The sequence below is a fragment of the Collimonas antrihumi genome, from assembly GCF_018304965.1.
Classification (GTDB): Bacteria; Pseudomonadota; Gammaproteobacteria; order Burkholderiales; family Burkholderiaceae_D; genus Collimonas; species Collimonas antrihumi.
Map to the genome: position 1 here is coordinate 49,796 of NZ_JAGQED010000013.1, position 25,936 is coordinate 75,731.

26 protein-coding genes and 1 pseudogene are annotated in these 25,936 nt (G+C 57.8%); 11 read left to right on the plus strand and 16 right to left on the minus strand.

The features are described from left to right. Positions 1-146: 146 nt before the first annotated feature. Entirely contained in the window at positions 147-758 is a 612-nt protein-coding gene (locus tag KHU29_RS12810; protein WP_211453186.1) for a TetR/AcrR family transcriptional regulator, read from the plus strand. Between the two features lie 163 nt (positions 759-921). On the opposite strand, the gene KHU29_RS12815 is transcribed toward KHU29_RS12810, so the two are convergent. Together KHU29_RS12815 and KHU29_RS12820 are read right to left on the minus strand one after the other, a co-directional pair. Further along, a complete protein-coding gene (locus KHU29_RS12815) occupies positions 922-1,428 on the minus strand; it encodes a hypothetical protein (RefSeq protein WP_246541949.1) in 507 nt (168 codons plus the stop codon). Between the two features lie 440 nt (positions 1,429-1,868). Continuing rightward, positions 1,869-2,855, minus strand: a complete 987-nt coding sequence (locus KHU29_RS12820) for an SDR family NAD(P)-dependent oxidoreductase (RefSeq protein ID WP_211453188.1) — start codon at positions 2,853-2,855, stop codon at positions 1,869-1,871. 103 nt (positions 2,856-2,958) lie between these two features. On the opposite strand from KHU29_RS12820, the gene KHU29_RS12825 reads away from it, so the two are divergent. Then, a complete protein-coding gene (locus KHU29_RS12825) occupies positions 2,959-3,858 on the plus strand; it encodes a LysR family transcriptional regulator (RefSeq protein ID WP_211453189.1) in 900 nt (299 codons plus the stop codon). Between the two features lie 18 nt (positions 3,859-3,876). On the opposite strand, the gene KHU29_RS12830 is transcribed toward KHU29_RS12825, so the two are convergent. The 4 genes from KHU29_RS12830 to KHU29_RS12845 all read right to left on the minus strand — a co-directional run bounded on the left by KHU29_RS12830 (position 3,877) and on the right by KHU29_RS12845 (position 8,312). Beyond that, positions 3,877-4,638, minus strand: a complete 762-nt coding sequence (locus KHU29_RS12830; protein ID WP_211453190.1) for an IclR family transcriptional regulator — start codon at positions 4,636-4,638, stop codon at positions 3,877-3,879. 16 nt (positions 4,639-4,654) lie between these two features. After that, on the minus strand, positions 4,655-5,506 hold the full coding sequence (locus KHU29_RS12835) for an N-formylglutamate amidohydrolase (protein ID WP_211453191.1): 852 nt from the start codon (positions 5,504-5,506) through the stop codon (positions 4,655-4,657). Positions 5,507-5,576: 70 nt separating this feature from the next. Beyond that, the gene (locus KHU29_RS12840) at positions 5,577-7,001 is read right to left on the minus strand and encodes a YfcC family protein (RefSeq protein ID WP_211453192.1); all 1,425 of its coding nucleotides are present in this window, start codon (positions 6,999-7,001) and stop codon (positions 5,577-5,579) included. Between the two features lie 99 nt (positions 7,002-7,100). Then, a complete protein-coding gene (locus tag KHU29_RS12845) occupies positions 7,101-8,312 on the minus strand; it encodes a porin (protein ID WP_211453193.1) in 1,212 nt (403 codons plus the stop codon). Positions 8,313-8,477: 165 nt separating this feature from the next. Between KHU29_RS12845 and KHU29_RS12850 the strand changes: the two genes are divergently transcribed. Beyond that, complete coding sequence (locus KHU29_RS12850) at positions 8,478-8,696, plus strand: DUF4148 domain-containing protein (RefSeq protein WP_211453194.1); 219 nt, start codon at positions 8,478-8,480, stop codon at positions 8,694-8,696. Positions 8,697-8,862: 166 nt separating this feature from the next. On the opposite strand, the gene KHU29_RS12855 is transcribed toward KHU29_RS12850, so the two are convergent. Beyond that, positions 8,863-10,293: an aminotransferase-like domain-containing protein gene (locus KHU29_RS12855; protein ID WP_211453195.1), complete on the minus strand. Its 1,431-nt coding sequence runs from the start codon at positions 10,291-10,293 to the stop codon at positions 8,863-8,865. Between the two features lie 156 nt (positions 10,294-10,449). On the opposite strand from KHU29_RS12855, the gene aptA reads away from it, so the two are divergent. Together aptA and KHU29_RS12865 are read left to right on the plus strand one after the other, a co-directional pair. Continuing rightward, positions 10,450-11,778: an omega-aminotransferase AptA gene (aptA, locus tag KHU29_RS12860; protein WP_211453196.1), complete on the plus strand. Its 1,329-nt coding sequence runs from the start codon at positions 10,450-10,452 to the stop codon at positions 11,776-11,778. 40 nt (positions 11,779-11,818) lie between these two features. Continuing rightward, positions 11,819-13,318 carry a CoA-acylating methylmalonate-semialdehyde dehydrogenase gene (locus tag KHU29_RS12865; protein ID WP_211453197.1) on the plus strand — a complete coding sequence of 500 codons (1,500 nt, stop codon included), beginning with the start codon at positions 11,819-11,821 and terminating at the stop codon, positions 13,316-13,318. A 62-nt stretch (positions 13,319-13,380) separates the two neighbouring features. On the opposite strand, the gene cysS is transcribed toward KHU29_RS12865, so the two are convergent. Next, complete coding sequence (gene cysS / locus KHU29_RS12870; protein ID WP_211453198.1) at positions 13,381-14,760, minus strand: cysteine--tRNA ligase; 1,380 nt, start codon at positions 14,758-14,760, stop codon at positions 13,381-13,383. Between the two features lie 294 nt (positions 14,761-15,054). Here cysS and KHU29_RS12875 point away from each other — a divergent pair, with 294 nt between their 5' ends. After that, entirely contained in the window at positions 15,055-16,032 is a 978-nt protein-coding gene (locus KHU29_RS12875) for an aldo/keto reductase (protein ID WP_211453199.1), read from the plus strand. A 4-nt stretch (positions 16,033-16,036) separates the two neighbouring features. Here KHU29_RS12875 and KHU29_RS12880 read toward each other — a convergent pair whose 3' ends face one another. Beyond that, positions 16,037-16,753, minus strand: coding sequence for a right-handed parallel beta-helix repeat-containing protein (locus KHU29_RS12880; protein WP_211453200.1), 717 nt, complete (start codon positions 16,751-16,753; stop codon positions 16,037-16,039). A gap of 36 nt (positions 16,754-16,789) precedes the next feature. Further along, complete coding sequence (locus KHU29_RS12885) at positions 16,790-17,161, minus strand: DOPA 4,5-dioxygenase family protein (RefSeq protein WP_211453201.1); 372 nt, start codon at positions 17,159-17,161, stop codon at positions 16,790-16,792. A gap of 303 nt (positions 17,162-17,464) precedes the next feature. Here KHU29_RS12885 and KHU29_RS12890 point away from each other — a divergent pair, with 303 nt between their 5' ends. Beyond that, a complete protein-coding gene (locus tag KHU29_RS12890) occupies positions 17,465-18,721 on the plus strand; it encodes an AI-2E family transporter (RefSeq protein WP_425514473.1) in 1,257 nt (418 codons plus the stop codon). 117 nt (positions 18,722-18,838) lie between these two features. On the opposite strand, the gene KHU29_RS12895 is transcribed toward KHU29_RS12890, so the two are convergent. Then, complete coding sequence (locus tag KHU29_RS12895; RefSeq protein WP_211453202.1) at positions 18,839-19,429, minus strand: BPSL1445 family SYLF domain-containing lipoprotein; 591 nt, start codon at positions 19,427-19,429, stop codon at positions 18,839-18,841. Positions 19,430-19,692: 263 nt separating this feature from the next. Here KHU29_RS12895 and KHU29_RS12900 point away from each other — a divergent pair, with 263 nt between their 5' ends. The 3 genes from KHU29_RS12900 (at position 19,693) to KHU29_RS12910 (ending at position 21,364) form a co-directional block, all read left to right on the plus strand. Beyond that, a complete protein-coding gene (locus tag KHU29_RS12900) occupies positions 19,693-20,169 on the plus strand; it encodes a MaoC family dehydratase (protein ID WP_211453203.1) in 477 nt (158 codons plus the stop codon). Positions 20,170-20,261: 92 nt separating this feature from the next. Then, a complete protein-coding gene (locus KHU29_RS12905; protein ID WP_211453204.1) occupies positions 20,262-20,669 on the plus strand; it encodes a VOC family protein in 408 nt (135 codons plus the stop codon). 122 nt (positions 20,670-20,791) lie between these two features. Beyond that, entirely contained in the window at positions 20,792-21,364 is a 573-nt protein-coding gene (locus KHU29_RS12910) for an HNH endonuclease (protein WP_211453205.1), read from the plus strand. A gap of 245 nt (positions 21,365-21,609) precedes the next feature. Here KHU29_RS12910 and KHU29_RS12915 read toward each other — a convergent pair. Beyond that, positions 21,610-21,906 (minus strand): annotated as a pseudogene (locus KHU29_RS12915) (serine--glyoxylate aminotransferase); the annotation flags it as partial. 271 nt (positions 21,907-22,177) lie between these two features. On the opposite strand from KHU29_RS12915, the gene KHU29_RS12920 reads away from it, so the two are divergent. Next, a complete protein-coding gene (locus tag KHU29_RS12920; RefSeq protein WP_211453206.1) occupies positions 22,178-22,903 on the plus strand; it encodes a GntR family transcriptional regulator in 726 nt (241 codons plus the stop codon). Positions 22,904-22,968: 65 nt separating this feature from the next. On the opposite strand, the gene KHU29_RS12925 is transcribed toward KHU29_RS12920, so the two are convergent. The 4 genes from KHU29_RS12925 to KHU29_RS12940 all read right to left on the minus strand — a co-directional run bounded on the left by KHU29_RS12925 (position 22,969) and on the right by KHU29_RS12940 (position 25,917). Then, positions 22,969-23,577: an SIS domain-containing protein gene (locus KHU29_RS12925; protein WP_343216054.1), complete on the minus strand. Its 609-nt coding sequence runs from the start codon at positions 23,575-23,577 to the stop codon at positions 22,969-22,971. A gap of 33 nt (positions 23,578-23,610) precedes the next feature. After that, positions 23,611-23,751, minus strand: coding sequence for a hypothetical protein (locus KHU29_RS12930; RefSeq protein WP_211453207.1), 141 nt, complete (start codon positions 23,749-23,751; stop codon positions 23,611-23,613). A gap of 217 nt (positions 23,752-23,968) precedes the next feature. Then, positions 23,969-24,712 (minus strand): alpha/beta fold hydrolase, encoded by a 744-nt coding sequence (locus KHU29_RS12935; protein ID WP_211453208.1) that lies wholly within the window; start codon positions 24,710-24,712, stop codon positions 23,969-23,971. 2 nt (positions 24,713-24,714) lie between these two features. Next, on the minus strand, positions 24,715-25,917 hold the full coding sequence (locus KHU29_RS12940) for a YncE family protein (protein WP_211453209.1): 1,203 nt from the start codon (positions 25,915-25,917) through the stop codon (positions 24,715-24,717). Between the last annotated feature and the right edge of the window lie 19 nt (positions 25,918-25,936).

Consider the following 25,936-nt stretch of genomic DNA (forward strand, 5'->3'; position numbering starts at 1 on the left):
TGTGCTTGTTGCGCCGCCGACCGCTGTTGCCAACCGCCGTTGCCAGCATTACGGTCAAATTAGTACACTGCACAGTGTAGTTTCTATTTATTCAGAAGTAAACTGCCTGGTGTAAAATTCAGTTATCCGTCATCCTGAAGCAGATCATGACCACAGTCCAACGTCTTACCGACCGCAAACGCGAGGCCATCATCCAGGCCGCGATTGCGGAATTCCGCGCCCACGGTTTTGAAACCACCAGCATGGACAAGATCGCCGCGCGGGCGGAGGTTTCAAAGCGCACGGTGTACAACCATTTCCCCGGCAAGGAGGAATTGTTCGCCGAAATCCTGGCGCGCCTGTGGCAGGCCACTGCGGAACAAGGCGCCCTGGCCTATCGTCATGATAAGCCGCTGCGCGCGCAGTTGCGTGCGCTGATGCAAACCAAGATGGACATGCTTAGCGACAGCAATTTCCTCGACCTGGCGCGGGTTGCGATTGCTGCCGCCATCCACTCGCCGGAGCGGACTCAGGACATGGTCGCCAAAATGGGCGAGCGGGAAGAAGGCGTCAGCACCTGGATCAGCGCGGCCCAGGCAGCCGGCAAGCTGAAACCGGCCGATCCCGCAATCGCGGCGCATCAGCTGCAAAGCCTGCTGAAAGCCTTTGCGTTCTGGCCCCAGGTTACACTGGGCCAGCCGCCGTTACCGGCAGCGCAGCAAAAGCAGGTGCTGGATTCGGCGGTGGATATGTTCCTGGCGTATTACGAAGTGGCCTGATAAACAACGGTAAAAACAAGAAAGACGTAGGGTGGGCAAGTTTTTTGCCCACGCGTTACCGTGATATCCGGAGAGCGGACCCATCCGGTGCCTCACCAGGTCTGTACGTGGTGTGAGGTCACGCGTGGGCAAAAAACTTGCCCACCCTACCCAGCAATTGCAATCAGAAATGCCGTTTGACGACTTCGCCGAATGCATCTTCGGCTGAACTGCCTTTGAGCATCAGCTCGGTGATTTCTGCCGTATGCTCACCTATGCCGTCGGGTAGCATCTGGCGATTATTACGGAAATAGTCGTAGCGGGCGGCATCGATCAAATCCTTGGCTTTCATCGCTACCGCACCACCGCGGGTACCACCGCTACGGCTGACGACGCGACCGCCGGCGGAGCTGACGCGCGTGACGCCAACCGACCGGAAACCGCCGGCAGCAATCGCCGCCTTGATTTGTTCGAGGGTGAATACCGGCGTGGCGTTGGGGCCGACAAACTCATCTTCCTTCGGATGCAATAAATGGCTATTGCTGTCGAATGCCATTTTCTTTTCGGCGCTATTAGTAAGCTGATAATACGGGCACGGTCCCGGGCTGGTCAGTCCGAATTGCACGCGGTCGCCGTACACTTCCATCTTGCCCATGACTTCCTTCAAATAGGCCGTCGTCAGGGAGTCCATCTTGCCGCTCCAGCGTTTGGTTCTTGTCGTCTTCAAAATGCGTTACTTCCAATAATGATGGCTGCATATTGCAATTATTACAATAATTGCGATAGCGGCCGTTTATGAATCAATTGCAGTACGCATTATCCCCCGACACGATTTGCTAAGGCTGGATCACGGCAAAATATATTATTGTTCGCCGGTTATGCTTTAGGGCCTGTTAACCTATGATTCGGGAGTGCGAACGCGCGGCAGGCGTTGCGTGCCTAGGCGCAGCGACGCGACGTAGCGGTGCTACGGCAAGGAGTTGCAACAACGGCATGCGACGCCTGCAGCCGTTCCCGGAGGGTTCAAGCCAAAACGTGCGCTGGCCGCGTTGCATGGCTTGCTGGGGCACTAGCCCCAGCTACACCACGCGCCTTGCCAACACACGTTTTGGCTTGAACGCATCTCCCAAATCATAGGTTAACAGGCCCTAGGCATCCGATGCCCGTCAATGTGGCCTTGACGGCGTCGTCAAGCGCTGTGTGCGGCTCGCTGCCAAGCAATTTGAGCAGACGGCGGTTATCCAGCCGCACCGGCTGTCGCCATAGGTAGCTGACCTCGCGCAATTCACGCAATACCGGTACAAAGGGCGAAGCCAGCGGCAGCAGCCACCAGGGAAAGCTTTTTGCCTTGAGGCCCGGCTGCCCTGTCACGCGGCCGATGGCGGCAACCATTTGCGTACCGTCGGCATCCCAGTGGCCATTCATGTGGAAGGTATCGAAATCAGCCAGCGCGTCTTCGTGCTCGATCAATTGCATCATGGTCTCGGCGACATCCGGCAGATAAGCCCATTGGTGGCCGATGCCGCGTTTGCCGGGATAGCTGACTGCAGTGACCGGCTGGTCCGGCTTGACCAGTCCTTGCGAAAACCAGGCATTGGCCATATGCGGCCCGAAAAAATCGCCGGCGCGCACCACCAGCGCACGCACTCCGCTTTGGCTGGCAAGTTGCAGCCGCCGCTCCATTTGGACCCGGATCGCGCCCTTGCGGGTGGCTGGATTCTGCGGCGAGGTCTCGCTCAACGTCGGCAAAACGTCAGGGCCGTAGTTATAGACGGTGCCAGGCAAGACGATGCGGGCGCCGCTGACACGCGCTGCGGCGATGCTGTTTTCTATCATCGGCATCACCAGCTGCGCCCAGTTGCGGTATCCCGGCGGATTGACCGCATGCACGATGAGATCCGCACCGTCGGCGGCGGCGACCACGTCCTGCTCATTCATCGCATCGCCCTGCCGCCAGACGATGCCGTGGCCGAGGTTGCTGCTGCGGTCCTTGGCTACCATCTGATCGGCGCGCCGATGCAGGGCGCGCACCTGCCAGCCGCGTTGCATCAATGTTCTTGCCATGGCATTGCCAATGCCGCCTGTTGCTCCTAATACCAGCGCTATTTTCTGTTTCATGAAAATTACCTCCGTAGATTGATTAACCCGACGGAATCCAGCGTAACAGTGCTGCCCTTAGTTTAAAATTAGCTATCTCAACATAGCCGCTATACATATTTGTATGACCACACAAGAACCTGGATGGGATCTGTACCGCGCTTTCCTGGCAGTGATGGAAGAAGGCTCGCTGTCCGGCGGCGCCCGGCGCCTGGGATTGACGCAGCCCACCGTCGGCCGTCAGGTAGAGGCGCTGGAACAGGCGTTGGGCGTCAAATTGTTCACGCGTTCGCAAACCGGGCTGGCGGCCACCGATACCGCGCTGACCTTGCGTCCGTTTGCGGAAAACCTGCGCGCCACCGCCAATGCCCTGCGGCGAGCATCGACCGACGCCAGCGCCAGCAGTCATGGCACGGTGCGCATTACGGTATCGGATGTGGTCGGGGTAGAAGTCTTGCCACCGATCCTGACAACGCTGCGCGAGGCGCATCCCGCCATCAAGATTGAATTGGTGTTGTCGAACCGGACCCAGGATCTGTTGCAACGTGACGCCGATATTGCGATCCGCATGGTGCAGCCCAGCCAGGCCGCCCTGATCGCGCGCCGGGTTGGCGCCATTCCGCTCGGCCTGTACGCGCACCGGCGTTATCTGGAGCAATACGGCATGCCGGCCAGCATTGCCGACCTGAAGAACCATGCGCTGATCGGCTTCGACCAGGAAACCAGTTACATCCGCAACATGCAAAAGCGCGGCCTGCCGCTGACGCGCGATATGTTCTCGCTATTTACCGACAACCAGCTGGCACAACTGGCGGCGATACGCGCCGGCTATGGCATCGGCATGTGCCAGGTGGCGCTGGTCAAACGCAATCCGGAGTTGTTGCCGGTGCTGCCGCAAGCAGTCACAAGCGAACTCGAAACCTGGATCGTGATGCATGAGGATTTGCGCTCCAGCGAGCGCTGCCGGATCGTGTTTGACGCTTTGGTGAGCGGGGTTTCTCGCTATATTGCCGAAGACAACTGAACACGTCACCGTGGCCGATTAGCGGTAGGCATACCCCAAACCCAGCGACAGATCGCCCGCACGCTGCACTACCAGGTCAATCAGACCCTGCAGTTTATCGGCCGTGATGCGGCTGGCCGGGCCGGCGATGCCCAAAGCTGCAATCACCACGCCATCGGCATCCATGATCGGCGCCGCAATTGCCACCGCGCCGCTGGATCTTTCACCGTAGGAAACGCTGTAACCTTGTGCCAGCACTTGCTGCAGCTCCTGTTCCAGCAATGTGCGGTCGATGATCGTATTGTCGGTGATGCGGGTCAGTGCACTTTCGAACAGCGCTTGCTGAACCTGCGGCGGCGCATGCGCCAGCAACACCTTGCCGGAGGCGCCCGCATACAACGGCCGCCGGTTGCCGACATCAGTGTGGACCCGCACCGCCTGGGTCGATTCCCAACGCGCCACGCACACGGTTTCCAAACCATCCCGCACCCGCACCTGGACGTTTTCATTACAGATGCCGCCGATATCGCGCAAATGGCTGCGCGCCACCCGCACCAGGTTCACCTGCTCCTGGGCGGCGACGCCGAGGTACAGCGCTTTGTAACCCAGGTGATAAGTCGGCGTGTCGCCTTCGCGATGCAACAGGCCGCGCTGTTCCAGCGTGTACAGCAAGCGGAAGGTGCGCGCCTTGGTATTGCCGGACATGACCGACAGTTCGGTCACGCCATGCCCCGGGCTTTGCGCGACCAGCAAGAGCAGCGCCAATGCTTCATCTACTGCGGCAACGGTATAGTCGGCCATGCTATCCAGATTCTATTCAGGTTAATTTGCCGCTAATATACCTCGACATCTGCCCGGCGAGTTGCGTCAGGTTGTGCTGAAGCGCGGCAAACCCGGCGCTGCGTTCCAGGCTTTGCTCATCCATGTATAAAGCGCGGTTGATTTCGATCTGGATACTGTATCGCCCGCGTTGCGGATCGCTATAGGCGCGCACCAGTTCGGCGCCGCGATAGGGGTCGTTGATCTTGACTACGTAACCTTGCCCCTGCAACTGCTGCGCGACCCATTCGGTGAAGGCCGGATCGGCGGCGCTGCCGTCGCGGTCGCCCAGCACAAAATCCGGACGGCGCGCGCCGTTATCGATATTCATGGCATTGCCGACCGATTTCATCGAATGGCAATCGATATGCCAAACCTGGCCGAAGCGGGCGTGTGCGGCGCTGATCAGTTGCTGCAGTTGCGCATGGTATGGATCGTAATAGCGTTTGATGCGATGCTGTACTTCGGCGATGCTCAGCTTGCGGTCGTACATCTGCACGCCGGGCAAGGCGTAACGCCGGATCAAACCCATGCCGGCCTTGCTTTTTTCCGATACCTTCAGCGCTTCAGGCCAGGGCTGGTCGAGCAGTTCCGGATCGATGTCGCTACGGGCGCGGTTGAAATCGATATAGCTGCGGTGCACGCGCGCCGCCAGCAAGCTTGCGCCAAATTGCGATGCGCCGCTCCATAGCTCATCGACATAGGCATCCCAGCCCGACATCAACGCCGCTTCCGGGGCGATGGCTTGCATGTCGGACGGGCAAAAGCGGCTGCTATGCGGTGAATCGAATATCAACGGAATTCGCTTGTCGTCATCGGGTGCGGTGAGAAAATACGCGTCTTGCATCATGGTGATCCTTGAAACTTCTGTGTTCTGTGAAAAACGGCCCGGTCGGCCAGCGGTCAATCAATAACCGCTATCAATAGCCGCTAAATACCCCAAACGCCATGACCGCCATCGCCAGTAGCGTAAAAATGGCGAACAACGGGAAAATGAAACGGATCCAGCTGCCGTAACCGACTTTGCCGGTCGCCAGATAGGCCAGCAACATGCCGGAAGTCGGCGTGATCATGTTGGTCAGGCCGTTGCCGAACAAAAATGCCAGCACCACGCTTTGGCCGCTGACGCCGGACAGATGGCCGATCGGGCCCAGGATCGGCATGCTGATCGCGGCTTTGCCGGAGGTCGACGGGATCAGCACGTCAAGCAGCATCTGCACCAGGATCATGCCTTCTGCAGCAAAGATCTTGCTGCGTCCTTCGACGATAGACGCCAGGTGATAGATCACGGTGTCCAGCACCAGGCTGTCATGCAGGACGATCTCGATGGCTTTCGCCAGGCCGATCAGCAAACCCGCCAGCATCATGCCCTTCATGCCTTCGACAAACGCATCGCATGCGGTGCGTACCGACATGCCGGCGACGATGGCGATGATGATGCCTTCGAAAATGTAGAAAGCGCCAAGCTGGATGTCGCCCCATTTCCAGGTGCTGGTACCAATCACCAGCACGACGACGCTGGCGCCAACTACCATCAGCACAAAGCGATGCGACAGCGACAGGCGGCTGTCCTTGCTCAACTCAGCCGGAACGCTGTAACCGGTGCGCTTCACATACAGCAGCAAATAGGCGATACCGATCGCCAGGAACAAGACAAACACAAACAGCCGCAAGCCGGCGCCGCTCAACAAAGGTACTTGCACTATCGGCTGGGCGATCACCAGCGCCAGCGGATTGGTGACCGAGGCCAGATAGCCGATTTTTGCAGCGATCGCCACTAATGCGGTGGCGTACAACGGGCCGAGACCAAGACGCTGCGCCAGGATCAGCATCATCGGGATGATCACCAGGTATTCCGAGATCAAACCGAGGAACGTGCTGCCGGCGGCAATCGCCAGCATCAAGACCGGCGTCAGCAGATAGACGTTGCCGCCGGTGCGCACCAGTAGCCGGTCGATACCGGCATCCAGTGCGCCGCTCTTGCGCAGCACGCCGAACATGCCGCCGATGAACATGATCATGAATACCAGCGGCGCGCTCTTGGCCAGGCCGGCCGGAATCGCCGCCATCGCCGAGAACAGGCTGGCGGGATAGGCACGTTCGGCGCTGCTGGTTCCCGGACTGGCGGCAAGCAACGCTGCCAGGTCGCGCTCTTTGGCGATCAGTTGGTAGGTGCCGGGGATCACCAGCTTGGCGTGGCGCTGGAATTGTCCCGAATCCAGGATATAGGTCAGGCCGATGGCAACCAGCATGATCAACAGCATCATCGCAACCGGATGCAGCATCCTGCTTTTGCCATGTGCATCTTGTTTTTGGTCGTCCGTGTTACTCGTGTTGCCCGTCATGCTGATCTCCGTCTACCGTTTTGTAGAATAATCGGCTTTTTTTTGATGCGCAGGCCGGAACTGCTTGTGCCAGCCCGGCCCGCGCTGTGCTACATCAGCTTAGAACTTGTGGCGCAAGCCGACTGTGAACGCTGTTTGCGAGTTATCCGCACCGGGCGCGCCGCCGGTGATGCCCGGGTTGTACATGTCCGAGGCCCGCAGATTGGCTACGTAGCTGTACAGATCGGTACGTTTCGAGAATGCATAATCCAGCCCCAGGTTGAATTGCGTCAAGCGGCCCTTGGTGCTGCTGCCGACGAACTCATAACGCGATTGCAACACGCTGCTGACCAGGCGCAGGCTGTCTGAGATGCTGTAGTCGACACCCAGGTCGAACACATTGGTGTTGTTGTTGTTGGCGCCACCGGCGGCAAATGGCGCCGCGCCGGCCGCACCCACAAACTTGGCTGCCAGCGGCGCCCGGTTGCCGCCGTAGGTAGCCAGCGGTTGCAACACTTTGGACCAGGCGCCGAACACGCGCCACGGACCGGCCTTATAGCTAGTGCCCAGCATCCAGGTCTTGATGCAGGTATCGCCCGGATGGCCGTAACTCGGTGTGCAACCGGCGCCCAGGGTCGTACCCTGATCGCTGGAGGTGTTGACACCGCCTGACAGAGTGCCGAGTTTCGATTGCCAGTAGCCGAAGCCGATGCCGAACGGACCGTTGGCATAGTTTGCGCCGAATCCTAACGATTGCCCGGTCGATGTCGAGCCGGCCGTTTCACCGAAACCATAGGTTGCGTTCAGGACCAGACCCTTGAGCAGCGGCGTGTCATAGCGAATCTGATTGTTGGCGCGATTGCCGCCCACGCGGTCCAGATTGTTATCGTGGACGCCGTTGATGAACACGCCGAAATCGTAGACGCTGGAATAGTAGGTCGCCACTTCATCGATGAAGTCTTTACGGCGTCCCAGTTGCACGGTACCGTAATTGCCGGACAGGCCAACGGTCGAGGTCCGGCCAAACACGAGGCCGCCCTGGCCCGAGGCGCCGGTATCGACAGAAAATCCACCCTCCAGGTTGAACAGGGCTTTCATGCCGCCGCCCAGATCTTCCACTCCCTTGAAACCGAAACGCGATTGCTGCAAATCGCCGGAATCGACGCTGAAACGGCTGCCGGTACCGCGTGCATTGGCGGCAGTCGGTGCGGCGATCTTGTTGACGTAGGTGACGCCTGAATCCAAAAGACCGTACACGGTCACATTGGTTTGCGCATGCGCGGCGTAGCTGAAAGCACCAAGTACTGACAATACAACGATGGACTTCTTCATGAATTACTCCTCCCGGTTGAAAAAAATTCAATGGCGGCTCGGGTCGAACGGCGCTTCTTTTTCCAGGTGTTCTGAAAATCAAAGGTCGGTCCCGGCCGCTCTAATGTTTCATCTAACAAAACAGCGTATTGATATATGAAACAATGGTAGAGGCGAAATTTTTCCATGTCAATCGCAATTTCAATCGCAACGACTGAAAGACCGGGTTGGCGCTATGAGGATTTGTTGTGCGTGGCGTACAACAGAGATGCGAATGAGGGAATTGAAAATCCGCCGCTCCTCACCCGCGCTCAAGTCCAGTCAGAACTGGCAAGGGCTCGCGCTGCCGGAGAACTCGATTTTGCCGGCTCACAATATCCGCTTGAAGCAAATACTGGTAATTGATTGAAGGCCGGCGACCGCCAACCTTGTAGGGTGGGCATTTTACCCACGCGTGAACTCACTCCGCGCAAATGACTTCTTTTGTGTCGCGTAAGCCGCACTTCGGATATCGCGGTAACGCGTGGGCAAAGTGCCCACCCTACGACACCGGCTGGCGCAATAAGAACTCCTAGCCGGCTGTTGCCAAGTTGCGGAAGAAATCGGAGAGCTTAGGCAGATCCGAGAAAGCGACATTAAAACGGAACCAGGGATGTTCAGGTTCCGACACATAAAAGAACTCTCCCGGCGCCAGCCAGATACCTTCTTTCAAGGCTTGATCGCCGATTTCCTTGGCGCTTAATGTCGTGCGCTGCATCCTGGCCCAATAAAACATGCCGCCCCGCAGCGGCCCGAACGGCAGCAAACCCGCATCTTCCAACCGGGCGCTGACTTGCGCTTGCGCGGTGAGCAACGTGCTGGCCAGGCGCTCGACGTGGCGCCGGTGATGGCCTTCGGTCAGCGCGTTGTAGACCAGGCGTTCGGTAATTTCGGAATTGGTCAGCGTCAATACCATCTTGGTGCGCGCAAACTCCTTGGCGAGATCGCTCTGGCAGACGATGAAACCCAGCCGCAACGATGGCGCGATGGTTTTGGAGAAGCCGCTGACATAAATTACCCGCCGCAAGCCATCCAGCGCAGCCAGCATGGGATCGGTAGGTTGCGCCAGTTCGCGGTACAAATCGTCTTCCACCACCCAGAAGCCATGCCGCTCGGCAGCTTGCAATACCCGCATCGCACAGGCCGGGGTATAGGTGGTTCCGGTCGGATTTTGCAGGACCGGATTGGTAAAGAAAATCTTCGGCCGATGAAGCTGCGCCAGTTCTTCCAGCTGCTCAAGATCGACCCCGCTCACAGTGCGCCGCACGCCGACCACATGGATATTGGCCAGCCGCAGCATGGCGATCAGGTTGCAATAACCGGGCTCTTCAATGAACACGGTATCGCCCGGCTTGACCAAGGTGCGCATGATCAAGTCCAGCGCCTGGGTTACGCCGTGAGTAGTTATCACCTGGTCCGGACCGATATCGAGCGACCAGTTGGCGAACGATTTAGCGATGGTTTGCCGCAACGGGCCGTAGCCGAACGGATGGCCGTAGCCAACCTGCTGGGCGCCGGGTGACCGGATGATGCGCCGCTCGGCTGCGTGCAAACCCTCGCCATCCAGCATGCTGCTCGGCAGCCAGCCGCAACCGGCTTTGATGGGCACTCGTTCGTCGGCAAACACTTCAGAAAACAGCCACGCCGAATCGATCACCGGATTGAGGCGGATGGCTGGCATGTCACTGATTTCCGGTAGCTCGCGCTTGGCGATGAAGAAGCCGGAACCACGCCGCGCAATCAGCATGCCGCTGGCCACCAGGCGCTCATAGGCTTCGACAATAGTCGAATTGCTAACGCCTTGTTCCAACCCGAATTGACGGATCGACGGCAGGCGTTCGCCCGGCCGCAGCTTGCCGTTTTCGATCATCCGGCTCAAGCCGGCGACTATCTGTTCGACCAGGCCCAGCGCGGATTGCGGCTGCAGCAGCGAGGGAAAGCGTGAAACTTGTGGTTCAGTCATGGCGTCTTCAAGTGTATTCAGTACAGTTTGTCATTCACAACAATACACTTTCTACGATTTGTATCAAGTGTATCTAACAATCTGGGTTGTAACTGCAATAATCGGCGCTATGGTCAAACCCCGTCAACCAGCGCCACCACCACCAGCGAAGCCACTATGAACACAAATAAATCGGATCAGGATCTGTCGGCATTCTGGATGCCATTCACCGCCAACCGGCAGTTCAAGGAGGCGCCGCGCATGTTCGTCTCGGCCAAGGGCATGTATTACCAGACCGCCGACGGCCGCTCGATACTGGATGCCACCGCCGGCCTGTGGTGCGTCAACGCCGGTCATTGCCGCGATGAAATTACCGCCGCCGTGACGCGCCAGATCGGTACGATGGATTACGCGCCTTCGTTCCAGATGGGCCATCCGCTCGCGTTCGAAGCGGCGCGCAAGGTAGCCGGACTGATGCCGGCCGGACTGGATCGGATTTTCTTCACCAACTCCGGTTCGGAAGCGGTCGACAGCGCGCTCAAGATTGCTCTGGCTTACCATCGCTCACGCGGTGAGGGCCAGCGTACCCGTTTCATCGGCCGCGAACGCGGTTATCACGGCGTCGGTTTCGGCGGCATCTCGGTCGGCGGCATTTTGAACAACCGCAAGGCGTTCTCGGGCAACCTGATGCCGGGCGTCGATCATTTGCAACACACGCTGAATATCGCAGAAGCCGGCTTCAGCCGTGGCCAGCCGGCCTGGGGTGCGCATCTGGCGGATGAGCTGGAACGCCTGGTTACGCTGCACGACGCATCAACTATCGCCGCCGTCATCGTCGAACCTCTGGCAGGATCGACCGGTGTGCTAATTCCGCCGGTGGGTTATCTGGAGCGCTTGCGGGAACTGTGCACCAAGCACGGCATCCTGCTGATTTTCGATGAAGTGATTACCGGTTTCGGCCGCCTCGGCGCCGCCACCGCCAGCGAATACTTCAAAGTCACGCCGGACCTGATCACGCTCGCCAAGGGCATCAACAACGCTGCGATTCCGATGGGCGCGGTGGCCGTCAAACGCGAGATCCACGATACGGTGGTGCAATCCGCCGCCGCCGGGGCGATCGAACTGATGCACGGTTATACCTATTCCGCCCATCCGGTGGCCGCAGCCGCCGCCATCGCTGCCCTCGATTTGTACAAGAGCGAGCAGCTGTTCGAGCGGGCGCGCGAGTTGTCGCCGCTGTTCGAGAAAGCCGCACACGGCGTGGCCGGCGCACCGCACGTCAAGGATATCCGCAACCTCGGCCTGGTGGCCGGCATTGAACTGGAGCCGCGGCCACAGGCACCGGGCGCGCGTGCCTACGAAGTGTTCCGCAAGTGCTATGAAAAGGGCGTAATGGTGCGCTACACCGGCGACATCCTGGCCTTCTCGCCACCGCTGATCGTAAAGCCCGAAGAAATCGAACGCATGTTCAGCACGGTGCGTGAAGCACTCAACGAAACAAAATAACCGCAACCAAATAACTGAACCCAGATAAACGAGACAAGCCATGAGTATTCCCCAAATCAATCATTTCATTTCCGGCGCCTCCGCGACCGGCCGCTCCGAGCGTTATTCCGACGTTTTCAATCCAGCCACCGGCGAAGTTGTCGGCCACGTTGCGCTGGCATCCGTGCAGGAAGTAGATAAAGCCGTCGCCGCCGCGCGTGCAGCATTTCCGGACTGGTCCGAGACTTCGCCGTTGCGTCGCGCCCGTGTCATGTTCAAGTTCAAGGAACTGCTGGAGCAGAATCACGACAAGCTGGCAGCCTTGATTACACGTGAACACGGCAAAGTGTTTTCGGACGCCAAAGGCGAAGTGGTGCGCGGTATCGAAGTGGTGGAATTCGCCTGCGGCATTCCGCACCTGCTGAAAACCAGCCACACCGACAATATCGGCGGCGGTATCGATAACTGGAACTTGCGCCAGCCGCTGGGCGTGGTGGCCGGCATCACGCCGTTCAACTTCCCGGTGATGGTGCCGATGTGGATGTTTCCGGTGGCGCTGGCATGCGGCAATTGCTTCATTCTGAAACCGTCCGAACGCGATCCTTCGGCCAGCCTGCTGATCGCCGACCTGCTCAAGCAGGCCGGTTTGCCTGACGGCGTGTTCAACGTGGTCCAAGGCGACAAGCTGGCAGTGGATGCATTGCTTGCGCATCCGGATGTACAAGCCATTTCCTTTGTCGGTTCAACCCCGATTGCAGAATACATTTACACCGAAGGCGCGCGCCGCGGCAAACGCGTGCAAGCGCTGGGCGGCGCCAAGAACCATCTGGTGGTGATGCCGGATGCCGATCTGGATCAGGCGGTCGATGCCTTGATCGGCGCCGCCTACGGTTCCGCCGGCGAGCGCTGCATGGCGATTTCGGTGGCGGTTGCGGTGGGCGATGTCGCCGACCGCCTGGTGGAACGGCTGGCACAACGCGCTGCCGCGCTCAAGATCGGCAACGGCGATCAGGCCGACTCCGAAATGGGTCCGCTGGTTACCGGCGCGCACAAGGCCAAGGTCGAGGCTTACATCGCCAAAGGTGTGGAAGAGGGCGCCAAGCTGCTGATCGACGGCCGCGGCTTGCGTGTTGCCGGCCATGAAAACGGTTTCTTCGTCGGCGGTACCTTGTTCGATCACGTCACGCCGGAGATGACCATCTACAAGGAAGAAATCTTCGGCCCGGTGCTGTCGGTAGTGCGTGTGCCCGACCTGGCCAGCGCGGTGGAGCTGATCAATGCCCATGAATTCGGCAACGGCGTTTCGTGCTTTACCAGCGACGGCGGTGTCGCCCGCGCTTTCGCACGGCAGATCCAGGTTGGCATGGTCGGCATCAATGTGCCGATTCCGGTGCCGATGGCGTGGCATTCCTTCGGCGGCTGGAAGCGTTCGCTGTTCGGCGATCACCATGCTTACGGCGAGGAAGGCATCCGCTTCTATACCCGCTACAAGAGCATCATGCAGCGCTGGCCGGATAGCATCGCCAAGGGTGCCGAGTTCACCATGCCTACGGCAAAGTAAGTAGCTAAGCAAGTCGGACTATCGTCGCCAGCCGCCACGTTGCGTGGCGAACGGCGGCGATTCTAGTTTTCACAAGGTTTAAGCGTTGAGCCGGAAGCATTGTCTTCCACCATAAATCCATGCGCCTTTATTTCCAGGCGTAAGCGGTCGGCCTCTTGCCACTGCCGCATTTCCCGTGCAGCCTGGCGTTGTCTGGCCAACGCCTCCACCACTTCGGGTATCTCATAGCTGGCCGGAATCCAGCCATCCAGATCAAGCCCCAGAACTTGATCCATCTCACGCAATGTCGCTTTGCATATTGCAGTGCCGGTCTCGCTACGCACCAACTCCCACACGATAGCCAATGCGCGCGGGAGATTCAGGTCGTTGTTGATTTCATCGCGGAAGCGGGTTAGCCATGTGTGGTCGATCTGCTCCCCATCTGGCCAGCGATGGTAAGCCTCTCTCAAGCGTTGCAAACCGGTTGCCGCGGCTTGCAAGCCATCCCAGCTAAATTCCAACTGACTCCGGTAGTGCGCCATCAGGCACAAATAGCGATATGCAAGGGGGTCGATTCCTTGGTCGATCAATGTCTGCAGACGCAGGAAATCACCGCCGGACTTCGACATTTTTTCGCTGCCTGTCTGCAGGAAATAGCCATGCATCCAGAAATTCGCAAGGCGGGTGCCGTGGCATGCTTCGGTCTGCGCGATCTCATTGCTGTGATGGACGGCGATATGGTCTTCGCCGCCGCAATGGATATCAAACCAGGTGCCGAGATGGGCTGCCGACATCGCCGAACACTCGATGTGCCAGCCGGGAAAACCGCGGCCCCAGGGACTATTCCATTCCATCTGGCGGCGGGAGTCTGCGGGGCTGAATTTCCACAGGGCGAAATCGGTAATACTGCGCTTCTCTCCCAAGGCCACGCGCGCACCGGCCTGCAGAGCGGTGCGGTCAAGCCTGGCCAGCCAGCCATAATCGCTTTGCCGGCTGGTGTCGAAGTAGATACCATCCTGGGTGCGATAGGTATAGCCCTTCTCTTCCAGTTTCTGGATAAAGGTGATTTGCTCGGGCAGATATTCGGTGGCGCGGCACCAGGTGGCTGGTTCCAGCAAATTCAGGGCACGAAAATCCGCCATGAACGCTGCGCTATAAAACGCTGCGATTTCCCAGGCGCTCTTGCCGCTGCGCCGGCTACCTTTTTCCATCTTGTCTTCACCGTCGTCGGCATCTGAAACCAGATGGCCGACGTCGGTGATATTGACCACATGCTGCACCTGATAATGATTGAAGCTCAACGTACGCCGTAACAAATCTTCGAAAATATAGGTGCGCAGGTTGCCGATATGGGCATAGTCGTAAACCGTCGGGCCGCAGCAGTACAAACCGACGCGCCCCGCCGTAATACTTTCAAAGCGCCGGACGCGACGCTCCCAGCTATCGTACAGATGGAGTTCCATGCCGTTTTTTTTCAAAAAATTAACTAGACAGGCTAGATGAGCCAGCGAAAAACAAGTTGGCCATAAGTTGGCCAAATACAGACCACATGCGGGTCAGCGAACCGGAAGAAATCAGGCGCGCTGCATTGACAGCGTGCAGCAACAACATGAGCAGTGCGTGCAGACGTGGCGGGGTGAGGAGATGATGAATTGCGTAAGCATCGCTTATACTAACTTGCAGCGCTTTGCCGGGTCAACCCTCAACGCGGGATCAGGCTAGCGCGCCAACGTTAACTCTATCCGGAGCAATCTACGATGAAACAACGGAAACTGGGATCAGCCGGACTGACAGTATCGGCTATCGGCCTCGGTTGCATGGGCATGAGCACCGCATACGGCGCAGCCGACGAAGCGGAATCCATCGCCACCCTGGAACGGGCGCTGGCATTAGGCATCAACTTTTTCGACACCGCGGAACAATACGGTCCCTACGAGAATGAAGCTCTGCTGGGGCGCATCTTCAAGGGCCGCCGGCATGAAGTGGTGCTGGCTACCAAATTCGGCTTCAAGATAGAGAATGGCGTCACCACCGGCATCACCAGCGAACCCGGCCACATACGCCGGGCGGTAGAAGGATCGCTGCGCCGCCTCGATACCGATTACATTGATTTGCTGTATCAGCACCGGGTCGATCCGGCCGTGCCGATTGAGGAAGTGGTGGGCGTCATGGCCGATCTGGTACGTGAAGGCAAGGTACGCTTTCTGGGCCTGTCCGAGGCAGGCGTCGCGAATATCCGTAAAGCCCACGCAGTACATCCGATCAGCGTCCTGCAAAGCGAATATTCACTATGGGAGCGCAACCTGGAAGCCGAGATTCTGCCGACCTTGCGCGAACTCGGTATCGGGCTGGTGCCATTCAGTCCACTAGGCCGCGGTTTCCTGAGCGGCACCGCGCAACGTGCGGAAAATTATCCCGCCTCTGATTTCCGCCATCTTGATCCGCGCATGCAGGGCGCCAACTTCGATGCCAATATGCGGGCGGCAAAAGTAGTCGGCGAGATCGCTTTGGCGAAAGGTGTAAGCAGCAGCCAGATTGCGCTCGCCTGGGTATTGCAGCAAGGCGACGACATCGTGCCGATTCCGGGCACCAAGCGCCGCACCTACCTTGAACAAAATGCCGGCGCAGTTGAAGTGACGCTGGATCAAAGCGAGACCACGCTGCTGGAAAATGCCCTGCAGCAGGTTGCAGGCGAACGCTATAGCAAGGAACGCATGGCTTGGGTCGACCGCTAAGCAGTTACTGACAAGCCGCCGCATTGCAGACATTGCGATCGGCGGCGGACGATTTCAGATTGGTTTGCGCGGCGTTGTTGTTATTGCCCTTGAACTGATTATTACTGAAACTGGATCGGCCAAAAGCCGCAAGCCCCAGCATCTGATTGCCACGCATCACATTGCTGCGCACCTTCAGATCGACGCCGAAGATGCCATCACCACCGTTACCTTCGGCCACGCTGTTGCTGATGGAGCCGCCAAAGAACACCGCACCGCCATGGCCGTTCCGGTTAACGACTATATGGTCGAGACTAACCGAATTGGTTTCCAGGTAGACACCGTAATTCCCCATGCCCTGGATAATCCCGTTCCTGATTGCGATCCCGTTGCGACCAACCGCATGTATGCCATTCCCGACACCGCTCGGCCAGCAAGGCGCCGGCAATTGCTGGCACCGCGTCGGCCCTTGGATGACGTGGCCGTTCAGGTCCAGGGTAACGTTGTCGGCATTGATCTCGATCGCCGTGGTGTTGGCGTCAGGTACTTTCAAGTTGCCGGACAGCCGGTAATGTCCCGCTTGTTCGATGACGACCAGGAAGCCCGGTTTGTCGGCACGGCCGGGATCGATCACGGTCACCGGGCCGGCGGCCGCGCTGATGCCGGGAACCAGTTGCAGGGCGAACAACGCCAACCCTGGAAGTTGCGTCAAGATTCGGTTACGCATAGCTTGATTAAGCATGATACTGACCCGCCTTTCTGCGCCGGCCTGGTTGCATTATTCCTGGCTCGCTGTCTCTGATTCGCTGGAGAAAATCGACAATTTCAATGGCCGTACCGCGCCCATCCAGATGGCATGATCGCGATGATCCAGCAGATCGTCGCCGCTCAATGGATGGATAAACACCACCAGCCCCGCACGATGCAAGGCCAGCCATGGAATCAACTCGCCAAACACGACCGGTTCGAACGCCAGCTGACAACTCCAGTCCGGATGCGGCCCGACCGGTCGTTGATGAACCCGGCCCATGGTTAACGTAAACCGCCGCGCCGCCTCCTCGCACAAGGCTTGCGCCTGCGCCAGGGTGGTTGCATCGAAATAGATGTGGGCGTGATAGCCGGTGATGCGCGGCTCGGGCGATTCAGTCATGCAGGAAGCTCCGGGGAGGTGTTGTAAGAATTCAAGAGTTGCGAACGGATCTGGTCGGCAGTGAATTTTTTGTAATATTCCAGATCAAGAATACTCTTTTTCTACAGCCTGCGAAATCTCATGGGAAAGTGACAAGCCTAACTTGTCTTTCTGATCATCATCGACTGCTGCAACCATAATCGTCAGGCAATCGTCCGGCGGAAATAATGCAGCCTCTGTACGGTGACGTACTTAACTTTTGGGTTAAGGCAGGTAATCTCATCCCATAAACCCAGATTCAAGCGTTGCGCAGCAAATTATCTAATGAAACCACCAATCGCCCATGCAGCCGCAGTTGTAGTAACAGAAGCAAGCGCCAACGATGCGCCTGAGCATGTATCTGCGGGTGTGTCCGAGGATGGGCCGAATACAAGCGCGGCAGCCGACCCCGTAATGATCGGGCCGCTGGCGTCATTTTCCCCTGTCGGCTCGACCAATGTCCGCAATCTTTGCCTGCGAATACTTACCGTATTGGCATTGGTGTTTGCCCTGCAATGGGCGCGCAGTTTCCTGGTCCCTTTGCTGTTCGGCATTTTCATTGCCTACACCTTGAATCCTTTGGTGGCTTGCCTGGAGCGTATCCGTATCCCGCGTTTAATCGGCACTTGCGTCGTGATGGCGACCTTGCTGCTTGGCTTGGGGCAGGTTGCCTATTCTTTACGCGGTGAATTCCAATCGATTGTCGAGCGCCTGCCAGCCGCAGCCCATCAATTATCGCGCGCCATGGTCAGCATACAAGCCAAGACACAGGACGGAGGGACCAGCACTATCCAGAAAATGCAGGCCGCAGCGAACGAAATCCAAACCGCCGCCGGCCAGGCAGCTGGCGTACGGCCGGATAACAAACGCCAGGCTAGTCCGGCGCCGCCATCGTTTCAATTGGGCGAATGGCTTTGGACCGGATCGATGGGCGCGATGCTGTTCATGGGGCAGGTGCTGATGGTGGTTTTCCTGGTCTTTTTTCTCTTGCTGTCCGGCGACACCTTCAAACGCAAGCTGGTTAAACTGACCGGGCCGTCTTTAGCCAACAAAAAGATCGCCGTCAATATCCTGCTCGAGATCAATACCTCGATCCAGAATTACATGTTCATGCTGCTGGTGACGAATGCCTTGCTGGCGACCATGATGTGGGTAGTATTTCGCTGGGTCGGGCTGGAAAATGCCGGCGCCTGGGCGGTAGCCGGCGGCTTCTTGCATATCATTCCGTACTTCGGCCCGCTGCTGATCGCCGTCGCCACCGGCTTGACCGCGTTCATGCAGTTTCAATCGTTTTCGATGATGTTGCTGGTGTCGGCATCGACCCTGGCTATCGCCACGCTGATCGGCACGTTCGTGACGACCTGGATGACTGGCAGGATCGCCAAAATGAATGCGGCGGCGGTATTTATCGGGCTGCTTTTCTGGGGATGGCTGTGGGGAATATGGGGCCTGCTGCTCGGCATTCCGATCATTGTCATCGTCAAAGTCATCGCCAAACGTGTCGATGGCATGCATGCGGTGGCCGAGCTGCTGGGTGACTAAACGGAAATCCGCCGGCTATCCACCTATCCGCCGAATAAAAAAATACGGCATCCTCAGATGGATGCCGTATCTGTGTTGCGTCTACAGTATTGCAGGTACTGATTTACCGGTATTGATTTAGAGCGAAATCTTCGAGATCTTCGCGCCTTGCAGTGATACACCGGCAATCAATCCGCCATTGGTCGTGACAAAGCCAACAATAGGCTGCTGCGCTGTATTGGTGTCTATGCTGCCGTTGGCGCCGATATTAGCCAGCGCCACGGTGGCGTCAGCACCCACCGTCCAGCCATTGCTGCTACGGAATTTATCAAGAGCATCCTGCGTCATGAATAACAAGATGATCGCTTTCGATTGCGCACCGGCCTGGAAACCAATCGAACCTGCCGTGGTGCTGTAGTAGCTTTCGGTGCGGCCACCGACGCGCAGTGCGCCCTTGCCATATTCAGCACCGAGCACAAAACTGGCTTGCAGCACTTCCGGGAACACCAGCACGCCCTTGGCCCGGGCTACCAGCTCGCGCGAAGCGGGTGCGGTCTGATACAGTTTGGATAAAGTGACATCCACACCCGCATTCATATCGGTGCGGCTGGTTTTGGAGCTTGCATCGTGGCCCGGCATGGTGGTGGTGCAACCGGCAAATGTGAGACTGGCCATGGCGACCGCGATAGCTGCAAGTCCCTTGGAAGGGAAAGAGGAATTTTTTCGCATTTTTTTCTCCATCAAAGCAATAACGATTAAATAACTTTGCAAGTTACATATTGCAAAGTACATGTATAAACCCGCATTTCTGACTGAGCTTCCATAACCTCCCAGCGCCTGACGCAATCATGATTAAACTGTAGACGGCATGTAAGATTACATCTGTTCGGTAGCACACATTCAAATGACTATTGGTTACTTACCTGACCCACCGTACCCCTGGCCTTTGATTCTTGACCACAGCAAGCTTCGACTACAGCGAGGAACCCGTAATGAGCGGCACCACCAACAACCCCACCTCACAGCCCACGCTGTACCTGGACGACCTTAAAGTCGGCGACCGCTTCATAAGTGCCGAACATGCACTGGACGAACAGCAAATCCTCGCATTTGCCCGCCAATTCGATCCCCAGCCTTTCCATTTGAGCGACGAAGCCGCCAAGAACACCATGTTTGGCGGACTGGCGGCCAGCGGCTGGCATACCGCAGCTATCACCATGCGCTTGCTGGTCACCAGCGGCATGCCGCTGCAAGACGGTCTCATCGGCGCCGGCGGCGAAATCAGCTGGCCGCAGCCGACCCGCGCCAGCGACATCCTGCATGTGGAAAGCGAGATCATGGAAATTACGCCTTCCCGCTCGCGTCCGGAACGCGGCATGGTCAAGCTGCGCAGCGAGACCCGCAACCAGCGCGGCGAGGTGCTGCAGCTGTTCGTATCCAAACTGGTGGTATGGCGCAAGCCGGCATGAATGCGGCCTCAGACTGCATTGCCAGAATAGACAGGGGCTGCGCGGATTCGTTGATTTGCGGTCTACAATAAAATTTTTGAGCGAGCGCCAAGATGATACGTATTCGTGAAATCGACCACCTGGTATTGCGTGTGACCGACCTTGACCGGATGCTGGGTTTTTACTGCGACGCGCTTGGGTGCAGCATTGACCGCCGAGTGGACAGCATTGGCCTGGTGCAACTTCGGGCCGGCAGTGCCATGCTCGACCTGGTGCCGGTAGACGGCAAACTTGGCAGCGCAGGCGGCGCCGCGCCGGGCAAGGAAGGCCGCAACCTGGACCATTTCTGCTTTCGCGTCGAACCCTTCGATGAAGCTGCGATTCGTGCCCACCTCGCCGCCAACGGCGTGGCAGCTGGCGAGCTTGCCTCAAGAAACGGCGCGGAAGGAGAAGGCCCCTCGATCTACATCACTGATCCCGAGGGTAATGTGGTCGAGCTCAAGGGGCCGCCGTATGCCTGAATGCCAAGATTGATGCGCCTCACCTTTGCTTGCCAGCTTATTTGCCAGCTAAAACAACGAAAAAGCACATGCTTTCCGAAATAGCTGGATGCTGGTTATAATCAGCGGCAAAGGTGAAGAAAATGAATTCCCATATTCTGACTCTGGATATCGCAGGTAATCCGTTCGACTGGATTTCGCCACAAGATGCTGTGCTCTATTATGCGAGCGGGAAGGTGGCTTGGGAACTCGGCGATGACGACATCGTCTTTCGCGGCGGTTACTCCCGCACCGGCGTGCAATCGCGCATCGCCGTCAAACCTATCATCGCCATCGCCGGCAGCGCCATCATGGCGCGCATGCTGCACCTGGAACTGCCGCTGGGCCACCACAACGATCTGCTGTTCAAACGCGACCGCTACACTTGCGCCTACTGCGGCGGCCACTTCCCCCACAACGAACTATCGCGCGATCACATCCATGCGCGTTCCCACGGCGGCAAAGATACCTGGATGAATTGCGTCACCGCTTGCAAGGACTGCAACCAGGAAAAGGGCAACAAGCCGCTGGAAAGCTTTCGCCCGCTGCTGTATGTGCCTTATGTGCCATGCCGTGCGGAGCACTATCTGCTCAGCGGCAGAAACGTCCTGGCCGACCAGCATGACTACCTGGCGGCCAGGCTGCCCAAGCACAGCCGGCTGCGCGAGCTCAACTGAAATTGCCACTGAGGTTGCATCAACTCAACTCAACTTTTTCCCGATAAAGACAAGGCCGAGACCCGCGCCACATGCAATGCAGCCGTATCCGCGCCATCGTGAATCTGATGCCTGTTTTTCCTCAACCAGGAATTCTTCAAAAAGATAGGCCGACTGCGCCAGCTTCAAGCCCATTTCACAACCGGCCAATGTCGCCATCAGGGTCAGATCGTTGGCTTCGCCCAGATGGCCGATACGGAACATGCCACAGGTGGCGAAATGCCCGGTTTCATACATCAGTACCGTGTCGCCGGGGTTCATGGTGTTGCTCAACGCCGCTTCCCATGAGCCGGTGCCGGAAGCCGGATAAATCACCACCGGCTGCTCGGTCTTGAAAATTTTCTTGATGCCCGCCAGTACCTGCAAACCCAGCGCGCCGAATTCCGGTCCGCGATGATCGATGGTGGGATAACTCATGGCCCGCAAGATCCGGTCGGGGACCGGACTCGAGCCCGGGATTTGCAGGAATGACGGCCGGCCGGATGGAAATCTAGTGTCAACATTTACGCCTCTTTTAACTAATTGTATTTAGCATTCAAAATACTTTATCGGTCAAAATTTCAATCGTAAAGGCATTTTTTTGCAATACCTGACTTCTGGCAAAGGTTTTAAATCGCCTGAAATTCACCTTAAACCGCTAATAATCCCTGAAAAATACCAGTTTTCAGCGCATTAAATCCTTTTTTACATTCACCTTGGCAGCCACTGCGGCGTTGATTCTGGCGCCGGAAATTTGATGTTAAAATAGACGAAACGCGTAAAGAAGGATTTTGAATGCAAAATGCGATAACTGGACAAGAGGAAAAAGCCGCTCCCCTGGTCCCTAAACTGGAACGCCAACGCCTGCACGACACGGTGGTGGATCATTTGCGCAACCTGATCGTCGAAGCGGTTTTGGTGCCGGGGACCAAACTCAACGAGCGCGAGTTATGCGAAACCCTGGGCATTTCGCGCACCCCTTTGCGGGAAGCCCTCAAGGTGCTGGCGGCCGAAGGCTTGATAGAAATTTCCCCGAACCGAGGTGCATCGGTATCCAAGATGTCGGAAACCGAAATCTGGGAAACCTTTGAATTGATGAGCGGGTTGGAAGCAATGTCAGGCGAACTGGCGTGCGACCGTATCACACCGGTCGAACTGGCTGAAATCAAGGCTTTGCACTATGCGATGCTGGCCTGCAAGGCGCAGAATGATTTGCCGGGATACTACAGCCGCAACCAGGCCATCCACGACAAGATCAATGACGCCGCCCGCAATTCAGTCCTGCGCCAGACTTACCTGGGCTTGAACCGGCGCCTGCAGGCGTTGCGCTTCAAATCGAATTTCCAGCCGCATAAATGGAATAGCGCCGCGCATGATCACGACGAAATGATAAAAGCACTCGAAGCGCGCGACGGCAAACGGCTGGCGGCAGTGCTGCGCCAGCATTTGCTGGACAAGCGCGATGCCGTGCTTAGCGCTGCGGCGGTTCCGGGCGAAGGCAAACCCGAACCGTTGGCTTGATTGAAGTTGAAGTGTAGATTGCCGATAGATTCCAATGCGCTGTGCGCATATGATTCGACGGCAAGCTATGCCTTGCCGGCGTAATTCTCTGGAAAGAAATGCCGCTCGATAAGCTCGATCAAGATGTGCAATACCTTGATGTGCAGCTCTTGCACGCGATCGGCGAATGTACCGCCCGGAGTGCAGATATAGACGCTGCTCAAAGAAGCCAGCAACTCGCTCTGCTTGCCCGACAACACAATCACATGCATGCCGAGATCGCGCGCAGTTTGCGCCGCGCGAATGATGTTCTTGCTAGTGCCGCTGGTGCTCAGTGCGACCAGGCAATCGCCGGCACGCCCGTGCCCTTCGAGATAGCGCGAAAACACCTGGTCATAACCATGGTCGTTGCCGACGCAGGTGAGATGCCCGGCATCGCTGATCGCCGTCGCACCCAGTGCCGCCCGATCCAGCCGGTAGCGGCCGGTCAGTTCTTCGGCAAAGTGCATGGCGTCGCACATGGAGCCGCCATTGCCGCAGGAGTACACGCGGCCCTTGCGTTCGAATACGTCGATCAACAGGTCAGCCGCTTGTTCGACAGACTTCAGTGCCGCGTCGTTAGCGAGCAAGGCATTCAGCGCTTGCTGCGCTTCGACCAGGCTGGCGTTGATGTGTTGCTTCAAATCTTGTTTCACGGGTTGCTTCAATTCTGCACTCCAGTCGAGAAATTAGCGATTCGTACTGCGCGTGACACCGGTATCGATCACGCCATAAGGGGTAATGGTGGTCCCGCTTTCGCCAGTGGGCGATGTTACATGGCCGCAAGCTGCCAGCAGGAGACTTGCAATCAGAGGGAAAAACAGGCGCATGGTTGTCTCATAAGTTGAATGGTAGCTCTAACAGACATGCTGCGGAGCGGAACGTTCCAGCCCGGATTATCCAGCTTAGCATCTTCAAACGCCACCCGCATGATCGGGAAATCGGGAATCGATATTTTTTCGCTTCATCTTCGGCGTTGCCGTTTGTAAAACCATGAAACCATGAAACCGTGAAACCATGACGCCTTGAAACTGTGGGACCTACGCGCTAGGGCTGGGGCGACGAACCTTGGGCACACTCGACAATCAAGCCCATCAGCTCGTCAAATTCATCCGGACGCTCTTGACTCAACAATGGAAACAGATGCTGATGGTCAGCTCCGGCCACCACCCGCAACTGGCGCGAACGTGCTTTGCGCGCCGACAGCAGTAACTGCTCCGGTATTTCCAACGGAATCACGGCGTCGTGTTCGGCGGCTATGATCAGCAGGTTGCCTGTGAATTCCGACAGGATCGCCCAGGCATCGCTATCGGCCCAGCTGCGGTCGCGCCGGATGATCTCTGAAAATTGCGGACCGAACGGCACATCGTATGCAGCAGGCTCATACACACCCGGCACAATCAGAATCAAGGCGCCGACCTTGTGCGTTTGCGTCAGTTTGATGGCGTTGTAAGCACCCATGCTGCTGCCGAATATCACCAGCGGTTCCGGTACATTGCGTGCGGCGATCACCGCCTCGGCCTGACGGGTGCGGCTACTCAGCGAGGAGTACTGCAGCAGGCCTCCGGTTTCGCCGTGGCCGATGCAATCGAAAGAAGTACTCGCCACGCCACGCGCCTGCAATGCCGGCCGCAGCCCCGAGCGGCTGGCGGTGGCGCGCGAGCTGCCGCCGGCGCCATGCAGTATCAATGCATGGCAAGCCGACGTGCCTGAGGTGCCTGTGCCGGGATGAAAATCACCTTTCAACGTGAAATTTTCGTAGGCAACGTCAAAGGTCTCTATCGCAGGCATGATCAGCGCATATTACCGGTGTGGCCCAGCGAATAACGGCCAGGCTGCGGCCAGACGGTGAGGCCGTGCGGTTCCGCCCCGACTGCAATCTTTTTGACAGCGCCGCTGGTAGTATCGATGGCATACACGACATCGTCAAAGCGGCCGGATAACCACAGCATCTTGCCATCCGCGCTGACGTTGCCCATGTCTGGACTGCCGCCGCCCGGGATCGGCCAGTTGGCCACCACCTCGCGCGTGGCAAAGTCGATCACCGAGACGCTGCCTTTGCCATTGCGCGCGCCATGGATCTTGTTCGATCCGCGATTGGCAACGTACAGCTTGGTGCCGTCGCGGCTTGGGTACAGGCCATGGGTGCCGGTGCCGGTTTTGATGAAGCCGACCTTGGTGAAATTGTCGCCATCGATCACGAACACGCCGTCAGCCATCATGTCGGCGACAAAAAACACCTTGCCGTCCGGTGAAATACGGATGTCCTGCGGCATGCCTTTCTTGTCGAGTTGCAGGTAGCCGACTACCTTGCGGTTGACCAGGTCGATCTTCGCCAGGCGGCCGCCGAACTCGCAGGTGAAGAGGGCGTATTTACCGTCGATGGAAAAATCGGCGTGATTGATCCCTTTGCATTCCGGCACCGACAGGCTCGACTTCAAGGCCATCGTATGCGCATCGCGGAAATCCAGCTGGGCGTGCGCTTCCACCACCACGATGGCTTCCTTGCCGTCGGGCGTGAAGTACATATTGTAGGGATCTTCCACCGGTATTTCTTTACCCGGCTTCGCGGTCTTCGGATCGATAGGGGTCAGGCTGCCATCGGGCCGGCCTTCGGCATTGTTAGCCACCCAAAGGGTTTGCAGATCCCATGCCGGGACCACGTGCTGCGGGCTGAAACCGACCTTGAATTTCTCGACCACCTTGAACGTCGCAGGATCAATCACGTAGACGTCGTTCGAGCGCAGATTCGGCACGTAGATCCGTGGCAACGCACCTGCCACCGCCGGGCTGAAATGGCCGGCGCCGGCTTCGCTGTACAGATTGGCCGGATTGACCACCGGCGGCATGCCCGGCACCGTAGTAATTGCAGGTGCAGATACAGGCGCGGGAGCGGGAGCAGGCGCCGCGGATGCGCTGCCGGCGATGCATAAAGCAGCCAACGCAACGCTGATGGAGGAAGCAAGGCGCGACAGGCGGCGTGGTTGAAAATCCATGAGAGATTCCTTGATTAAA

Bases quoted from the DNA above. Each gene is read 5' to 3' on its own strand.
- KHU29_RS12810 (WP_211453186.1), top strand. From the start codon at position 147: ATGACCACAGTCCAACGTCTTACCGACCGCAAACGCGAGGCCATCATC.
- KHU29_RS12815 (WP_246541949.1), bottom strand. From the start codon at position 1,428: ATGGACTCCCTGACGACGGCCTATTTGAAGGAAGTCATGGGCAAGATG.
- KHU29_RS12820 (WP_211453188.1), bottom strand. From the start codon at position 2,855: ATGAAACAGAAAATAGCGCTGGTATTAGGAGCAACAGGCGGCATTGGC.
- KHU29_RS12825 (WP_211453189.1), top strand. From the start codon at position 2,959: ATGACCACACAAGAACCTGGATGGGATCTGTACCGCGCTTTCCTGGCA.
- KHU29_RS12830 (WP_211453190.1), bottom strand. From the start codon at position 4,638: ATGGCCGACTATACCGTTGCCGCAGTAGATGAAGCATTGGCGCTGCTC.
- KHU29_RS12835 (WP_211453191.1), bottom strand. From the start codon at position 5,506: ATGATGCAAGACGCGTATTTTCTCACCGCACCCGATGACGACAAGCGA.
- KHU29_RS12840 (WP_211453192.1), bottom strand. From the start codon at position 7,001: ATGACGGGCAACACGAGTAACACGGACGACCAAAAACAAGATGCACAT.
- KHU29_RS12845 (WP_211453193.1), bottom strand. From the start codon at position 8,312: ATGAAGAAGTCCATCGTTGTATTGTCAGTACTTGGTGCTTTCAGCTAC.
- KHU29_RS12850 (WP_211453194.1), top strand. From the start codon at position 8,478: ATGTCAATCGCAATTTCAATCGCAACGACTGAAAGACCGGGTTGGCGC.
- KHU29_RS12855 (WP_211453195.1), bottom strand. From the start codon at position 10,293: ATGACTGAACCACAAGTTTCACGCTTTCCCTCGCTGCTGCAGCCGCAA.
- aptA (WP_211453196.1), top strand. From the start codon at position 10,450: ATGAACACAAATAAATCGGATCAGGATCTGTCGGCATTCTGGATGCCA.
- KHU29_RS12865 (WP_211453197.1), top strand. From the start codon at position 11,819: ATGAGTATTCCCCAAATCAATCATTTCATTTCCGGCGCCTCCGCGACC.
- cysS (WP_211453198.1), bottom strand. From the start codon at position 14,760: ATGGAACTCCATCTGTACGATAGCTGGGAGCGTCGCGTCCGGCGCTTT.
- KHU29_RS12875 (WP_211453199.1), top strand. From the start codon at position 15,055: ATGAAACAACGGAAACTGGGATCAGCCGGACTGACAGTATCGGCTATC.
- KHU29_RS12880 (WP_211453200.1), bottom strand. From the start codon at position 16,753: ATGCTTAATCAAGCTATGCGTAACCGAATCTTGACGCAACTTCCAGGG.
- KHU29_RS12885 (WP_211453201.1), bottom strand. From the start codon at position 17,161: ATGACTGAATCGCCCGAGCCGCGCATCACCGGCTATCACGCCCACATC.
- KHU29_RS12890 (WP_425514473.1), top strand. From the start codon at position 17,465: ATGAAACCACCAATCGCCCATGCAGCCGCAGTTGTAGTAACAGAAGCA.
- KHU29_RS12895 (WP_211453202.1), bottom strand. From the start codon at position 19,429: ATGCGAAAAAATTCCTCTTTCCCTTCCAAGGGACTTGCAGCTATCGCG.
- KHU29_RS12900 (WP_211453203.1), top strand. From the start codon at position 19,693: ATGAGCGGCACCACCAACAACCCCACCTCACAGCCCACGCTGTACCTG.
- KHU29_RS12905 (WP_211453204.1), top strand. From the start codon at position 20,262: ATGATACGTATTCGTGAAATCGACCACCTGGTATTGCGTGTGACCGAC.
- KHU29_RS12910 (WP_211453205.1), top strand. From the start codon at position 20,792: ATGAATTCCCATATTCTGACTCTGGATATCGCAGGTAATCCGTTCGAC.
- KHU29_RS12920 (WP_211453206.1), top strand. From the start codon at position 22,178: ATGCAAAATGCGATAACTGGACAAGAGGAAAAAGCCGCTCCCCTGGTC.
- KHU29_RS12930 (WP_211453207.1), bottom strand. From the start codon at position 23,751: ATGCGCCTGTTTTTCCCTCTGATTGCAAGTCTCCTGCTGGCAGCTTGC.
- KHU29_RS12935 (WP_211453208.1), bottom strand. From the start codon at position 24,712: ATGCCTGCGATAGAGACCTTTGACGTTGCCTACGAAAATTTCACGTTG.
- KHU29_RS12940 (WP_211453209.1), bottom strand. From the start codon at position 25,917: ATGGATTTTCAACCACGCCGCCTGTCGCGCCTTGCTTCCTCCATCAGC.